This is a genomic window from Vibrio sp. D173a (assembly GCF_030248475.1).
On record NZ_JAHGAH010000189.1, the window covers coordinates 11,927 to 26,492 of the forward strand.

Below are 14,566 nucleotides of genomic sequence, written 5' to 3' on the forward strand. Positions count from 1 at the left end.
AGAAAAGCGAACCTCTCTGTTATGCTTTGATCGTTCAACAATTTATCCTAGTCCGAACTTAAGTTAATGCAATTAACGGACGCTTATGGGTATAGGATGCTTTAGCAAAATCAGGAGCCTTCCTTGGTCACTGTCGACAAACAAGACTCGGTAACTTTAAAAATCAGCCACGCATTGGCAAAGAGTAAAACGCTCGACCTTGATATCTATATTTTTGTCCCTGGTGAGTTGGGGTTAAATTCCGACATCATTAGTGAGCCCGAGTACTACTATACTTCGATCACACAAAAACGCTCTTACTACAGTACGGAAGTACTGCTGCCTCTGGTACACAGCCGTCTCGCCAAACGTGGTCATCTGTCCAATCGCCAATATCGTGTAAGTTTGAGTTTGTTTGCTTATCAATACGTTATAGCACTTGACAGAGCCGTAGCAGCGCTAAACAAACACGAGAATGACAGTGTTACGGCAGAAGAAGTCGATGAGGTGATTGAGCTAACGCTTGATATCCTTAAACGTCTGCGTCGTTCGATCCCTTATGAAGAGAGCCTCAAGCGTTACTATGTTAATATCGACAACTATCTGTCTTGGTACACCGAGCAGAGATTCCTATCTCTCGTGGCTCACCTTCCTCGCGAGGGCGATTACAGCACAATTAAAGATCGTTTGATTACATTATGCGAGAAAGAGCAAGCGCACCGTAAGTTAAATGACTACAACTCGACAAGCGTTGTGGATGACGTGACACGCCTGTCAAACAAGATGCGTTTGTTAAGACGTTTGATTGAGCACCCTATCGTCCTACGTGAAAACACTATATCGATGGGTAACAACATTAAGCGTGCAATCAAAGGCATCGCGACAGGTTTAGTGATGGTCGTAGTCACGAGTACCGTGATTTTGGCACGAGACTATTTAGGTGAGATCTCTGCGTCTTTCATTATCGCGATGTCCTTTATTTATGCCCTACGTGAAATCTTTAAAGATGACTTGCGTGACGCAATGTGGCGTTGGATTCGTAAAGGGAAGCCAAAGTGGCGGAAGAAGTACATGGATCCGACGACGAAGAAAGTCGTTGGCCGTAAGTTGGAATGGCTAGATTACCGTTCGCTTTCAAGCTTACCTGACCGCATTCAAAACATTCGTAAGAAACGAGTCGTCCAGCGTGAAGAGCAAATTCTTCACTACCATTCTAAGACTGAGATGGCGACGTCTTTGTTCTTAAGCGGTTACGAGCAAACTCGTGAGACATTGAATATGAGTCTACGTCCGATTATTCGTTTAATGGACAAGAGCTCCAACCGTGTTTATCGCTTAAATGAAGGACAAGTGAGTAAAGAGTCTGTTGAGAAACGCCATTTGCTTAATGTGATTGTCAAAGAAGACAACCACACCGATGAGCCCGTTTACTATCGCTGGAAGGTGGTATTAAACCGCTCTAAGATTGTTTCGATTGAGAAAATCGACTTGGTATAAACCCATCAAATCGGAAACGATATTAAGCAGCTTGTTTTTGAGCTGCTTTTTTTATCGAAAGTGTTAGAGAAAATTCTGCCATTGGTTCTTCACCATTCACGCTTGGACACAACGCCGTAATCTTAACATCTCGATTAATACGCTCGCCTGTTTCTAGTGTCATTCGCAGCATTTCATCAATCAGTGGACCGTCATGACAAACAAAGTGTACATCCCCTTCCGGACGTTTTAAAAACTCAGCCGACACGCCTTTAAACGCCAAAGAAATGCGTTCCCCCTGCTCTTGAGCCTTACTCATGGCAAGAAAGCCACCCGCGACATCCGCACCAACAGCAAGCGCACCAAAATACATACTATTAAGATGGTTCTTCGTTCTACGTCTCAGTGGAATTTTGACTTCTACATGTTGGTCGTCAATCGCCAAGATCTTTGGGCGACATAACCAAATGAGCGGGACTTTGGAAAAACCAAAAAGGTTTAAGTAAAGATTTGCACGTCGAACAGCAGATAACATCTTGGTCTCCTTACCAGACTAGTCAGACCAGTTAATCAACGGAGAATAAAAATGTCAAAGAAATGTTAATGATAAATCGATCTCCGTATAGAAAATCGCAAACGGTTTCTTTTGCCAAGCAATGAAAGCTGGATATGAAACTTCCGCCGTAGCCCGCTTTACAAGGTATTTTGCAAGATTTGCGTGTTAGCAAATAGAAAAACTAGTTATAAATTCAAACGGCTATGTATTGATCTCCAAGGACATTTTTGTCATTTATACATAACTATCACTGATGATAGACACAGCATTACATACATTTCGGTATTTACTAGATAAGAATCCCGTGAAACGGTTTATTCCTAACTATAATTCCGTTATCTTTACCGCTTCGCAATAGAGAATAAACTATAACATGCCTATTAAAACAGATGAATTGAGAACCCAACCTTTGGGTCCGATGCCGACACCCGCAGAGCTAGGTAGCGTACATCCAATTACCGATGACGTCGCTGACCGTATCGCTCAATCTCGTCGTCAAATTGAGAAGATTTTAACTGGTGAGGATGACCGTATCCTTGCTATTGTTGGCCCATGTTCGGTGCATGACACTGAAGCGGCAATTGACTACGCAACTCGCCTTGCGAACATTCAAGATAAGTACAAAGATGAACTGTTCATCGTAATGCGTACTTACTTTGAAAAACCTCGTACCGTTGTTGGTTGGAAAGGCCTAATCACGGACCCTAACCTAGATGGTTCATACGCGCTTGAAGCTGGCCTTCACAAAGCACGCAAACTGCTACTGGATATCAACAAGCTTGGGCTTGCGACTGCTACTGAGTTTCTTGATATGATCACAGGCCAGTACATTGCTGATCTGATCACATGGGGCGCAATTGGTGCTCGTACAACAGAATCGCAAATCCACCGTGAAATGGCCTCTGCGCTGTCTTGCCCAGTTGGCTTTAAGAACGGTACAAACGGCAATGTGAAAATCGCGATAGACGCGATTCGTGCGTCAAAAGCATCACACTACTTCTACTCTCCAGACAAGAATGGTCGCATGACGGTTTACCGCACAAGTGGTAACCCATACGGTCATATCATTCTTCGTGGTGGTGAGAAAGGCCCTAACTTTGATGAAACGTCTGTTAAACAAGCGTGCGAAGCTCTGGCAGAGTTCGACTTGCCACAACGTTTGATTGTAGACTTCAGCCATGCGAACTGTCAGAAACAGCACCGCAAGCAAATTGAAGTTGCACAAGACATTTGTGACCAAATTAAATCAGGCAGCACTCGCATTGCGGGTATCATGGCGGAAAGCTTCATCATTGAAGGCAATCAGCCAATGACTGATATTCACAACTTAACTTACGGTCAATCTATCACTGACCCATGTCTGAGTTGGGATGATACTGTAACTATGCTAGATATGCTGGCAGAAGCAGTAAAATCCAGTAAGTAATTTCCCTATAACAAGATAATCAAGGAATCTTCATGCCATCGTTTGATATTGTTTCAGAAATCGATACCGTTGAACTACGTAACGCGGTTGATAACGCTAACCGTGAACTATCCACTCGTTTCGATTTCCGCAATGTGAATGCGAGCTTTGAGCTAGTAGAAGAAAATGTAAAAGTGTCCGCAGAAGGCGAGTTCCAGCTTAAGCAAATGCGTGACATCCTACGTAGCCACTTGGCAAAGCGTAACATTGATGCGAACGCTATGGATGCAAAAAATCCAGAAGCGACGGGTAAAAACTGGCACCAAAACATCGCTTTCCGCCAAGGCATCGATACGCCTACTGCGAAAAAGCTAGTTAAGCTAATCAAAGATGCGAAGCTTAAAGTTCAAGCGTCTATCCAAGGCGACAAAGTGCGCGTAACGGGTAAGAAGCGTGACGACTTACAAGCGACGATTGCAGCGATCCGTGAAGCAGAGATGGGTATCCCATTTCAGTACAACAACTTCCGTGATTAATTGCGCTCTCCTATTCGCCTTGTAGGTAGATAAGAAGAGTGGAATAAAAAACGCCGGCGATAATCTCATCGGCGTTTTTGTAGGAGTTTAATGCTAGTGACCTTGAAGATTAGATCACTAAATCTTGCCCTTGCAGCAGCGAGAACTCACTTGTTCCGTGAGGAATGAACACACATACACGAAGCATCTCCTCTTTGGCTTTTCTCAGCATGTCGGAGAGCTCAGTTGCACTGGAGAATGACTCACGTTCTGCATCTCTTCTCACCAGCTCCATTACATCCGCTTCGCATTTCGTTGAGTGAAGTGCCAGCTCTGCTTGCTGCATATAACGCACAGCTTTGATAGGTAACATTTCCACATCTTTACCTACCTGAATCCATGTACAACTGCCTGTCTCATCCAACGGCTTGGTCATGGTTTCTTGATAGATGGTTTCAAGCTCTCGATTGTCGCGCGCATTTTCCACTTCAGGATGCGAGAAATAGTTCTCCCAAAACTTGCGACGTAAATCGACATTAGGAAGTGCTTCTTTGATCGAGTTACGTTTCGAACTAGCAAACTCAGCCATCAATCCCATGTTTTGTGGCAGGATTGCTTCTAGTTTTTCACGAATGTTTCGAATCAGTACTGGTGATGCACCACCACTAGAGATGGCAATTTGAATACGACCGCGGTTAATCATCGAAGGCGTGATGAAATCACAGTAAGGTTTGTCATCAACGACGTTAACTAAGATGCCCAACTCTTTCGCGTCTTTATAAACCTGGTGATTCAATTCCGGGTTGTCTGTGGTTGCCCACACTTGAATAAAAGACTTTGTGACAAGGTCACTTGAATAAAAGCGTTGAATCCAATGTACTTGCTGCTCATGAGCAAGCTTATCGAGGAGAGCAACAAGGCTTGGGGAGACAATGGTGACATCCGCTCCTGCTTTAAGCAGTGCCTCCACTTTACGGCTTGCTACTTCACCACCACCAACAACCAGTACTGGTTTATTCACTAAATCTAAGAACAGAGGAAAATATCGCATTTCAATCCATGATCACTTCAAATAACTGTCGAAATTCATGCTACCAAAAATGGGGCAATCACTTCACCTTGTTTCGACTTCACAAATAATATTTGTTCAAATTTTCGGCTGACATAGCCACCCTACACTAATGACACTTTTAATAACAAACTTTTATCCTTCTGTTTTATTCCTTCTTTTTCCGATTGTTCTGATGCACCAATCCAACAATTAGTTGCACTATTTACAAACAATTAACATTTCGTCATTCTAAATCGCAAGGCGCTTTGTGACTTCTCTCCAAAACTCTTTTTAAATTATATGTTTGAGAATTAGCAAATCCTTTCCTACGCTTTAACTGATTGATTTGACGATGGCCGTTTCTTCTAAAATCAATCACGTAGGACGAAAACACAAACGAATTGGACACGTTGTATCAGGTCGCTCCTGATTAAACATGGATCATACAGGAAGGATACAAATGGCGAATAAACTCACAGTTCTTGCTTCCGTCGTGGCGGCTTCTACTGCAATGATGGCAACTTCAGCTCAAGCAGCAGACACTACTCTGGACAAAGTCACAAAACAAGGCTTTATTACTTGTGGCGTTAGTACTGGTCTACCTGGTTTCTCAAATCCTAACTCAAAAGGTGAATGGGAAGGTATCGACGTAGAATATTGCCAAGCACTGGCTGCAGCCGTTCTTGGGGATAAAACGAAAGTTAAGTATGTACCCCTAACCGCGAAAGAACGTTTCACTGCACTTCAATCTGGTGAAATCGATGTGCTTTCACGTAACACCACCTGGACACTACACCGTGATACAGCTCTTGGTCTTAACTTTGTCGGCGTGAACTACTATGACGGTCAAGGTTTCATGGTCAAGAAAGATCTTGGTGTATCAAGTGCGAAAGAGCTTGATGGCGCATCAGTGTGTGTACAGTCAGGTACGACAACGGAGCTTAACTTGGCGGACTACTTCCGCAACCAAGGAATGGCATACAAACCCGTCGTATTTGATACAGCTGCGCAAACTTCTAAAGGTTTTGATGCTGGTCGCTGTGACGTACTGACGACGGACCAATCTGGTCTGTATGCTCTGCGTTTAAACCTTAAAGACCCTTCTTCTGCAACTGTTCTTCCTGAAATCATCTCTAAAGAGCCTCTAGGCCCAGTGGTACGTCAAGGTGATGACCAATGGTTCAACATTGCCAAGTGGACTCTATTTGCGATGGTCAATGCGGAAGAGTATGGCATTAGCTCTAAGAATGCTGATGAGATGTTGAAATCGAAAGATCCAAACATCAAACGTATTCTTGGTGTGGATGGTCCGAAAGGTAAAGGTCTAGGCATCCGTGACGATTGGGGCTACCAGGTTATCAAGCAAGTAGGTAACTACGGTGAAAGCTTCGAGCGTACAGTTGGTGCTGGTTCACCGCTTAAAATTTCTCGTGGTGTAAACGCACTATGGAATGCAGGCGGCTTCATGTACGCGCCACCAATCCGCTAATACAACGATTATCACAGGGCGGTTTATGCCGCCCTTTTTCGTGAGTAACTGTATAAATAAGGGTTTGAGGTTATCGCTGTATGAAACCGACGAATGATACATCGCCAAGTACGATGTCCAAACCAAGCGGAAGTAAGAGCCTGATTTACAATCCTGCTTTTCGCTCCGCTCTTTTCCAGATCATTGCCGTAGCTGCATTGGTATTTTTCTTCTACACAATCATCAACAATGCACTGACCAATCTTGAAGCACGGGGTATTGCAACAGGCTTTGGTTTCCTTAATCAAGAAGCAGGCTTTGGGATCGGCCTGACTCTTATCGAATACGATGAAACGTTTTCTTATGGGCGTACTTTCGTCGTTGGTCTTCTTAATACCGCACTGGTTTCTGTGCTCGGTATTATTCTCGCAACCGTAATTGGTTTTGTTATGGGTATCGCACGTCTCTCCTCCAACTGGTTGGTGAGTCGATTAGCCGCGGTTTATATTGAAACGTTCCGAAATATTCCACTACTTCTGCAAATCTTCTTTTGGTATTTCGCCGTTCTTCAAGCCCTACCATCACCACGTCAAAGTATGAGCCTTGGTGAAGCTATCTTTTTGAACGTACGTGGTTTGTATCTCCCTGCACCGGTCATGGAAGCAGGAAGCAGTTTTGTTATCGCTGCACTCATTATCGGTATCATCGCAAGTATTCTGATCAACGTTTGGGCGAACAATAAGCAACGCTTAACGGGTCAACAAACGCCGATGGGTCGCATTGTGTTTGGCTTAGTCATTGCGCTTCCTTTGGTCGTTTACTTCTTAGCGGGAATGCCTATTTCATTGCAATACCCAGAGTTAAAAGGCTTTAACTTCCGTGGAGGCATCAGCATCATTCCAGAACTTGCAGCACTCCTACTTGCGTTGAGTGTCTATACCGCGTCGTTCATTGCTGAAATTGTTCGCTCTGGTATTAACGCTGTGAGTCATGGTCAAACAGAAGCGGCAATGTCGCTTGGTTTACCCCGCACAAAAACGCTTAAGCTGGTCGTGATTCCACAAGCGCTGCGTATTATCATCCCCCCTCTTACTAGCCAATACTTGAACCTGACCAAGAACTCTTCGCTAGCAATGGCGATTGGCTATCCAGATCTGGTATCTGTGTTCGCTGGCACCACCTTGAACCAAACTGGGCAAGCGATTGAGATCATCGCGATGACCATGGGGGTTTACTTGACGTTGAGTTTGATCACTTCGGCGTTGATGAACGTGTACAACCGTAAAGTTGCACTGGTGGAGAGATAATATGAGCACACATCAATTTCAGCCAGATCTCCCACCCCCAGCAAACACGGTTGGTGTCGTAGGTTGGCTACGCAAAAATCTATTCAATGGACCAATCAACTCGATAGTGACGCTTATCCTCGCTTACATCGTCTTCTCAGCATTCTGGAATATCGTCGATTGGGCGTTCGTTAATGCGGATTGGATTGGCGCAACCAGAGACGACTGTACACGCGAAGGAGCCTGTTGGGTATTCATCAGCGTTCGCTGGGAACAGTTCATGTATGGATTCTATCCAGAAGCTGAGCTCTGGCGCCCTCGCCTGTTCTACATCACATTGGCGATCTTTACAGTGCTACTCGCTTACGAGAAAACGCCGAAACGCATTTGGATTTGGTTGTTCTTCGTAAACATTTATCCATTCATTATTGCCGCATTACTTTACGGTGGCGTATTTGGTCTTGAAGTCGTTGAGACCCACAAATGGGGTGGTCTATTAGTTACGTTGATCATCGCACTTGTTGGTATCGTGGTTTCACTACCAATTGGTGTGGCGTTAGCACTTGGTCGACGTTCAAATATGCCGATTATTCGCAGTATCTGTACGGTGTACATTGAAGTGTGGCGTGGTGTTCCACTCATTACTGTTCTGTTTATGGCATCGGTCATGCTACCGCTGTTTTTAGCGGAAGGCTCCGAAACTGACAAGCTGATCCGTGCGCTAATAGGTGTGGTTATGTTCAGTGCCGCCTACATGGCGGAGGTAGTGCGTGGTGGCTTGCAAGCGATTCCGAAAGGACAATATGAAGCGGCGGATGCTCTTGGTCTTAGCTACTGGAAGAAAATGGGACTGATCATTTTGCCTCAGGCGCTGAAGATCACTATCCCTTCAATCGTGAACACGTTCATAGGCCTGTTTAAAGATACCAGTCTTGTGCTTATTATCGGTATGTTTGACGTACTGGGCATTGGACAAGCCGCGAATACCGACCCTGAGTGGTTAGGTTTCGCAACCGAAAGTTATGTATTTGTCGCGTTAGTGTTTTGGGTATTTTGTTTTGGCATGTCACGTTACTCGATATGGCTTGAAAACAAACTTCATACCGGTCACAAACGATAACTCATCAAGATCAAGGACGTATTATGACGCAACAACAAGATTATATGATCCAGTTGAAGGACATGAATAAGTGGTATGGTGAGTTTCACGTACTAAAGAACATCAATCTAGAGGTAAAGAAAGGCGAGAAAATCGTTATCTGCGGCCCTTCAGGTTCAGGTAAGTCAACCATGATTCGTTGTATCAACCGTTTGGAAGAGCATCAAGCTGGCAGCATCTATGTATCGGGTACTGAACTTACCGAAGACCTGAAAAACATTGAGGCGGTTCGTCGTGAAGTGGGTATGTGTTTTCAGCACTTCAATCTCTTCCCTCACCTAACAGTGTTAGAGAACTGTACGCTTGCCCCTATCTGGGTGAAGAAAATGCCGAAAGAAGAAGCTGAAGCCGTCGCAATGCAGTACCTAGAGCGCGTTAAGATCCCAGATCAAGCGGATAAATACCCAGGTCAGCTTTCTGGTGGTCAGCAGCAGCGTGTAGCGATTGCTCGTTCTCTTTGTATGAATCCTAAAGTAATGCTGTTTGATGAACCGACTTCTGCACTCGACCCAGAAATGGTGCGTGAAGTGCTTGATGTAATGGTCGAACTGGCAGAAGAAGGCATGACCATGTTGTGTGTAACCCACGAAATGGGCTTTGCTAAAGAAGTGGCTGACCGAGTTATCTTTATGGATGCGGGTGAAATCATCGAAGAGAATAACCCTGTCGACTTCTTCGAGAATCCGCAATCGGATCGAACCCAGAACTTCTTAGCTCAAATCCTTCACCATTAAAACGGATTAGGTACATAGCTAAAATTGTAAAGCGCTGACATCTAAATCAGCGCTTTTTCTTTGTTTAAACGGTTGCTATTAACTCATGTTACGAAAATCCAGTTGATTCAAGATGTTGTAAATTAGCGCAATCTTGCAACCTACTTCGTGAGCTGCGCTTCAATGCTTTGAATAGTAAGCCTTTCTTCGCTATGCAAGGCGGTAATATTGTGTTACAAGTTGGCAAATACATAACACATTATTTCTATTATTATTTTGTTCTAGATATACGTGTGACGGGCTTGATTTTTTGAACTATCGGGCCCATATATGTCTATATATTAAAGATAAGTCAGTCCCTTATAGAGGAAGATTATGAACAGTCCTATGTTTTCTCGCACTACTACTCAAGAGAGTGCTCTACAAACCAACAAAGTACTGCGTAATACATATGCACTACTTTCTATGACTCTACTATGGTCAGCACTGGTTGCTGGCGTATCAATGGCATTTAACCTTCCACGTCCGGGTATTATCCTAATGTTGGTCGGTTTCTACGGTCTACTATTCCTAACAGAAAAGAACCGTAACAACAGCCTAGGTCTTGTGTTTACGTTCCTATTCACAGGCTTCTTGGGTTACACCATTGGTCCAATCCTAAACATGTACATCGGCGCTGGTATGGGCGACGTTGTTCTAACAGCTCTTGGCGGTACAGCTCTATCGTTCATGGCTGCATCGGCTTACGCTCTAACGACAAAACGCGACCTATCTATGATGGGTGGCCTAATGCTGTCACTATTTGTAGTTCTAGTAGTGGGTATGATTGCTAGCATCTTCATCCAATCAACGATCCTACACCTAGCACTTAGCAGCTTGTTCATTGTTTTCTCTACTATGGCAATCCTGATGACCACTCAAGGCATCATCCGTGGTGGTGAAACAAACTACATCTCTGCAACGATTACACTGTACGTTTCAATCTACAACATCTTCATCAGCCTACTAAGCATCCTAGGCATCATGAACGACGACTAAACCGTCAGATTGAATTGAAACTCCAAAAAGCCCGAAGTTGTACTTCGGGCTTTTTCTTTGCGCCTAGCCTTGTGGATGCTACCTCCTTTTTTACACCAACTCCTTAAAACAGAAATTTGAATATTCATGCAAAAACCAAAATACTCACCCCGAGAATTTTCTAACCTAACGAATAAACAAACAATTTAGTGAATAGACGTTGATTTACCCAAACCGCTTGCCCATGTTCCAAGCCTACTTTTGACTGCACACATTTACATCGCTCGGAAAGCCCAAAGGATTCTTTTGTTGAGAATACGTCAGCCTCTACGCTACCCTATACGTATCAATGGTTACTTAGCGGAAACAAAGCTATGTTCGTTTACAACGGCAAAGAAATTGAAACCGACGCTCAAGGCTACCTACTTGACCACACTCAGTGGGAAGAAGGCATGATTGAGCTTCTAGCAAAAGAAGAAGAAATTGAACTAACAGAAGCGCACCTAGAAGTGGTTCACTTTGTGCGTGATTTTTATGAAGAGTTCAACACATCACCAGCAGTAAGAATGCTAGTAAAAGCAATGGAAAAGGCACACGGCCCGGAAAAAGGTAACAGCAAGTACCTATTCAAACTGTTTAAGAAAGGCCCTGCAAAACAAGCAACCAAACTGGCTGGTCTACCAAAACCAGCGAAATGTTTGTAAGACACTTGTTTCCAGCCACATCGCTTACAAAATAATTAACTGTAAAGCTATAAGATCTTAAATCCGCGGAAAGGCTTATAAGACACACTTTCCTGAGTGACACTGTCTACTGTCGCCGTCCGCGGCCCTTCCTCTAACCACGCCGAAAACGCTGCAATTTGTTCTTCTGTGCCACAGGCAATCACTTCAACATCTCCGCTGTTTAAGTTCTTCGCATACCCTGTTAGGCCGAGCTTCAACCCTTGATGTGATGTGTGGTATCGAAATCCTACCCCTTGTACATGACCTACTATCAGAAACTTCTCACACTTTAGTACCATCCGTATACCGCTCCCTATATTTGAGTGATATATTATTTGCGTCTATTTACCCCACTAAGGATAGTGGGTTTTTATATGGTTATAATAATTATGAAAGAAATTCCTTTCCGTTGGATTGATAAATACCTTATCCACTTAAAGATTCAAGAAAAGTTCTATTTGCTCTTCTTCCTTCCTCTCCTCGCATTAGTCATTCTTACTCTTGTTTTGAACAGTGCCGCTAACTCACTCATCTCTGACTTGTACCAAGAAGAGCTGATGTTGATGAAAGGCTTGATTGAAGCAGGAAATCTCTCACAATCTCAAGTTGCTAGTCTAATCGCGAGTTCGGATACAATTACTCTTGGCACAGGACCTGACTCTGTGTCGGTAATGAAAGGCGCGTTTAGTCTGGTTGCAAGTCATGAGCAATCACTTTGGACAGCGCTTTCTCCGACGCAAGTAAGCATTATCCTTGTTACGCTATTTATCATCGCGCTTGGTGTTTACTACATCATGACCTTCATCGGTGGCGCTATGTTTACGATGAACAAAGCACTTAACACATTAGCTGATGGTGATTTGACTGCACGTATGAACTTCTTCCGCGTTCGTGATGAATTCAGTGAAATCGCAATTACGATAGACAAAGTTGCCGACCGCGAACAAAAAATGGTTCAGTCGATTCAAGAGTCTGTCGCACTGATGCAGCAAATCAGTTCTGAACTGAACCTATCGATTCAAAACAGCTCTGAGATTTCTAACACCCAACAAGAGCATCTAAACTCTCTGGCAAGTGCAACGGAGCAAATGGCCTCTACGATTCGTGAGGTGGCAACACTGGCACACGATTCAAGCACACAAACAGACGATGCACGCAGCGTAGCGCAATCTGGCCAAGTGAAAGTAGAAAATACCCTTCACTCTATCTCGAACCTTTCTACTGAGATCCAATCCGCGTCTCAAGCGGTTGAAGAGCTGGATGCAAACGCAGCGCAGATTGATGAAGTGGTAACGACCATCAACGGTATCTCTGAGCAAACTAACCTACTCGCCTTGAACGCTGCGATTGAAGCAGCTCGTGCAGGCGAACAAGGTCGTGGCTTTGCCGTTGTTGCTGATGAAGTTCGTGCTCTTGCGGGCCGCACTCAACAAGCGACGGTAGAGATTCAAGCAATGATTGAAGCGCTACAACGTAACAGCCAATCGCTCACTAAGCTGATGGAAGTAACGGTGCATAACGCCAACGAAGGCCAAACTCTGATGGCAGAAGTAAATCACGAGATCGGCTCACTAGCAGATAAGAACCAAACTATCTCTGACAGCAGCATCCAAATTGCAACCGCTGCAGAAGAGCAAGGCGTCGTGGCTGACAATATTGCGTCAAGCGTTGAAGAAGTCCGCATCCAAGCAAACAATGTGTGTATGATGATCAGCACAACGTCGCAAAACGTTGAGCAGCTTCGAACTCAAAGTGACACCATGGAGTCGCTACTGACAGGCCTTAAAGCTTAGTCATATGAAGCTTGGTTATAAGTTGAAAAATCAGGGTCACTTCGGTGGCCCTTTTTTGTACCTAGCGCTAGTTTCTTACCACCTTAAGGTGGTCCTTTGTTCCGGTTCTCGGCATATAATTAAAGCCTCTACAAATGATTGGATTGTCGATGGATATTGCTTTTGCGGGCAACATCCCGGACAATACGCCCCTTTCAAAATTCAACAAGAGCTAAAGAAATGACAGCTGCTATCTATTTGGTTAAAGGTCGTGAGAAGTCGGTTAAGCGCAAGCACCCTTGGATCTTCTCTCGAGGCATCAGTAAAGTTGAGGGCGAACCCGCTCTTGGCGAAACCGTTGATGTATTCACTCACGACGGAAAATGGCTAGCTAAAGCAGCATATTCACCAGCTTCCCAGATTCGTGCTCGTATTTGGAGTTTTGAAAAAGAAGAGATCAACAAGGCGTTTTTTGTTAAGCGTTTCAACAACGCTCAGCTTCTTCGTGAAGATATTATCGAGCGCGATGGCCTAACTGGTTACCGCCTTATCGCTGCGGAGTCAGACGGTATGCCAGGTGTGACGATCGACCGCTACCAAAACTTCTTTGTGTGCCAGCTTCTAAGTGCGGGCGCAGAATACAACAAGCAAGCGATTGTTGATGCTTTGGTTGAGTGCTTCCCTGACTGCAACGTTTACGAGCGTTCTGATGTCGCGGTACGCAAGAAAGAAGGTTTGAAAGAAACCACTGGCGTTCTGCATGGTGAAGAGCCACCAAAATCTGTGGTAATCGAAGAGAACGGCGTGAAAATCAGCGTAGACATCGTTGGTGGCCATAAAACGGGCTTCTACCTAGACCAACGTGACAGCCGCCAACAAGCGATGAAGTACGTGAAAGACAAAGAAGTTCTGAACTGTTTCTCTTACACCGGCGGTTTTGGTCTGTACGCACTAAAAGGCGGCGCAAAACGCGTTATCAACGCGGACGTATCACAACCTGCTCTAGACACTGCAAAATTCAACGCAAAGCTGAACGAGTTTGATATCTCGAAAAAGCGTGCTGTGTTCCTAAACGCAGACGTATTCAAATTGCTACGCGAATACCGCGACCAAGGTACGAAGTTCGATGTTGTGATCATGGATCCACCGAAGTTTGCAGAGAGCAAAGCACAGCTAAACGGTGCATGTCGTGGCTACAAAGATATCAACATGTTGGCGATGCAAATTCTAAACCCTGGTGGCACGCTGCTTACCTACTCTTGCTCAGGTTTAATGGACCAAGTTCTGTTCCAAAAAATCATTGCAGATGCAGCAGTAGATGCGAATCGCCAAGTAAAATTCGTAGAACGTTTCGAACAAGCAGCCGACCACCCAACGGATACGGCCTACCCAGAAGGTTTCTACCTAAAAGGCTTTGCGTGTAAGGTTCTATAATCGGGCTTAG

Annotated in this window: 14 protein-coding genes; 11 read left to right on the top strand and 3 right to left on the bottom strand. The window is 44.5% G+C overall.

Annotated features, from left to right (window positions below; translation table 11 throughout):
* Positions 1-123 precede the first annotated feature (123 nt).
* Positions 124-1,476 carry a hypothetical protein gene (locus KIV40_RS18405; protein ID WP_285350650.1) on the top strand — a complete coding sequence of 451 codons (1,353 nt, stop codon included), beginning with the start codon at positions 124-126 and terminating at the stop codon, positions 1,474-1,476.
* A gap of 22 nt (positions 1,477-1,498) precedes the next feature.
* Here KIV40_RS18405 and KIV40_RS18410 read toward each other — a convergent pair whose 3' ends face one another.
* Positions 1,499-1,990, bottom strand: coding sequence for a DUF4442 domain-containing protein (locus KIV40_RS18410; RefSeq protein WP_005430975.1), 492 nt, complete (start codon positions 1,988-1,990; stop codon positions 1,499-1,501).
* A gap of 394 nt (positions 1,991-2,384) precedes the next feature.
* On the opposite strand from KIV40_RS18410, the gene KIV40_RS18415 reads away from it, so the two are divergent.
* Together KIV40_RS18415 and KIV40_RS18420 are read left to right on the top strand one after the other, a co-directional pair.
* The gene (locus KIV40_RS18415; RefSeq protein ID WP_010647909.1) at positions 2,385-3,437 is read left to right on the top strand and encodes a 3-deoxy-7-phosphoheptulonate synthase; all 1,053 of its coding nucleotides are present in this window, start codon (positions 2,385-2,387) and stop codon (positions 3,435-3,437) included.
* Positions 3,438-3,469: 32 nt separating this feature from the next.
* Positions 3,470-3,952, top strand: a complete 483-nt coding sequence (locus tag KIV40_RS18420) for a YajQ family cyclic di-GMP-binding protein (RefSeq protein ID WP_005430971.1) — start codon at positions 3,470-3,472, stop codon at positions 3,950-3,952.
* 109 nt (positions 3,953-4,061) lie between these two features.
* On the opposite strand, the gene KIV40_RS18425 is transcribed toward KIV40_RS18420, so the two are convergent.
* Positions 4,062-4,982: a bifunctional precorrin-2 dehydrogenase/sirohydrochlorin ferrochelatase gene (locus KIV40_RS18425; RefSeq protein WP_285350653.1), complete on the bottom strand. Its 921-nt coding sequence runs from the start codon at positions 4,980-4,982 to the stop codon at positions 4,062-4,064.
* A gap of 460 nt (positions 4,983-5,442) precedes the next feature.
* On the opposite strand from KIV40_RS18425, the gene KIV40_RS18430 reads away from it, so the two are divergent.
* The 6 genes from KIV40_RS18430 (at position 5,443) to KIV40_RS18455 (ending at position 11,329) form a co-directional block, all read left to right on the top strand.
* Positions 5,443-6,471, top strand: a complete 1,029-nt coding sequence (locus KIV40_RS18430) for an amino acid ABC transporter substrate-binding protein (RefSeq protein ID WP_285350655.1) — start codon at positions 5,443-5,445, stop codon at positions 6,469-6,471.
* Between the two features lie 80 nt (positions 6,472-6,551).
* Positions 6,552-7,757 carry an amino acid ABC transporter permease gene (locus tag KIV40_RS18435; RefSeq protein WP_285350657.1) on the top strand — a complete coding sequence of 402 codons (1,206 nt, stop codon included), beginning with the start codon at positions 6,552-6,554 and terminating at the stop codon, positions 7,755-7,757.
* Between the two features lies 1 nt (position 7,758).
* The gene (locus tag KIV40_RS18440) at positions 7,759-8,856 is read left to right on the top strand and encodes an amino acid ABC transporter permease (protein WP_285350659.1); all 1,098 of its coding nucleotides are present in this window, start codon (positions 7,759-7,761) and stop codon (positions 8,854-8,856) included.
* Positions 8,857-8,879: 23 nt separating this feature from the next.
* Entirely contained in the window at positions 8,880-9,629 is a 750-nt protein-coding gene (locus KIV40_RS18445; RefSeq protein ID WP_005430960.1) for an amino acid ABC transporter ATP-binding protein, read from the top strand.
* A 354-nt stretch (positions 9,630-9,983) separates the two neighbouring features.
* Positions 9,984-10,646, top strand: coding sequence for a Bax inhibitor-1/YccA family protein (locus tag KIV40_RS18450; RefSeq protein WP_005532392.1), 663 nt, complete (start codon positions 9,984-9,986; stop codon positions 10,644-10,646).
* A gap of 353 nt (positions 10,647-10,999) precedes the next feature.
* Positions 11,000-11,329: a TusE/DsrC/DsvC family sulfur relay protein gene (locus KIV40_RS18455; protein ID WP_005446773.1), complete on the top strand. Its 330-nt coding sequence runs from the start codon at positions 11,000-11,002 to the stop codon at positions 11,327-11,329.
* 47 nt (positions 11,330-11,376) lie between these two features.
* Here the strand turns inward: KIV40_RS18455 and yccX are convergent, their stop codons facing one another.
* Positions 11,377-11,649 (bottom strand): acylphosphatase, encoded by a 273-nt coding sequence (yccX, locus tag KIV40_RS18460; protein WP_005532394.1) that lies wholly within the window; start codon positions 11,647-11,649, stop codon positions 11,377-11,379.
* A 90-nt stretch (positions 11,650-11,739) separates the two neighbouring features.
* Here yccX and KIV40_RS18465 point away from each other — a divergent pair, with 90 nt between their 5' ends.
* Together KIV40_RS18465 and KIV40_RS18470 are read left to right on the top strand one after the other, a co-directional pair.
* Complete coding sequence (locus KIV40_RS18465) at positions 11,740-13,143, top strand: methyl-accepting chemotaxis protein (protein WP_048814134.1); 1,404 nt, start codon at positions 11,740-11,742, stop codon at positions 13,141-13,143.
* Positions 13,144-13,362: 219 nt separating this feature from the next.
* On the top strand, positions 13,363-14,556 hold the full coding sequence (locus KIV40_RS18470; RefSeq protein WP_009706144.1) for a class I SAM-dependent methyltransferase: 1,194 nt from the start codon (positions 13,363-13,365) through the stop codon (positions 14,554-14,556).
* Positions 14,557-14,566: the final 10 nt, after the last annotated feature.

Bases quoted from the DNA above. Each gene is read 5' to 3' on its own strand.
- KIV40_RS18440 (WP_285350659.1), top strand. From the start codon at position 7,759: ATGAGCACACATCAATTTCAGCCAGATCTCCCACCCCCAGCAAACACG.
- KIV40_RS18420 (WP_005430971.1), top strand. From the start codon at position 3,470: ATGCCATCGTTTGATATTGTTTCAGAAATCGATACCGTTGAACTACGT.
- KIV40_RS18450 (WP_005532392.1), top strand. From the start codon at position 9,984: ATGAACAGTCCTATGTTTTCTCGCACTACTACTCAAGAGAGTGCTCTA.
- KIV40_RS18455 (WP_005446773.1), top strand. From the start codon at position 11,000: ATGTTCGTTTACAACGGCAAAGAAATTGAAACCGACGCTCAAGGCTAC.
- yccX (WP_005532394.1), bottom strand. From the start codon at position 11,649: ATGGTACTAAAGTGTGAGAAGTTTCTGATAGTAGGTCATGTACAAGGG.
- KIV40_RS18435 (WP_285350657.1), top strand. From the start codon at position 6,552: ATGAAACCGACGAATGATACATCGCCAAGTACGATGTCCAAACCAAGC.
- KIV40_RS18470 (WP_009706144.1), top strand. From the start codon at position 13,363: ATGACAGCTGCTATCTATTTGGTTAAAGGTCGTGAGAAGTCGGTTAAG.
- KIV40_RS18445 (WP_005430960.1), top strand. From the start codon at position 8,880: ATGACGCAACAACAAGATTATATGATCCAGTTGAAGGACATGAATAAG.
- KIV40_RS18465 (WP_048814134.1), top strand. From the start codon at position 11,740: ATGAAAGAAATTCCTTTCCGTTGGATTGATAAATACCTTATCCACTTA.
- KIV40_RS18410 (WP_005430975.1), bottom strand. From the start codon at position 1,990: ATGTTATCTGCTGTTCGACGTGCAAATCTTTACTTAAACCTTTTTGGT.
- KIV40_RS18425 (WP_285350653.1), bottom strand. From the start codon at position 4,982: ATGCGATATTTTCCTCTGTTCTTAGATTTAGTGAATAAACCAGTACTG.
- KIV40_RS18415 (WP_010647909.1), top strand. From the start codon at position 2,385: ATGCCTATTAAAACAGATGAATTGAGAACCCAACCTTTGGGTCCGATG.
- KIV40_RS18430 (WP_285350655.1), top strand. From the start codon at position 5,443: ATGGCGAATAAACTCACAGTTCTTGCTTCCGTCGTGGCGGCTTCTACT.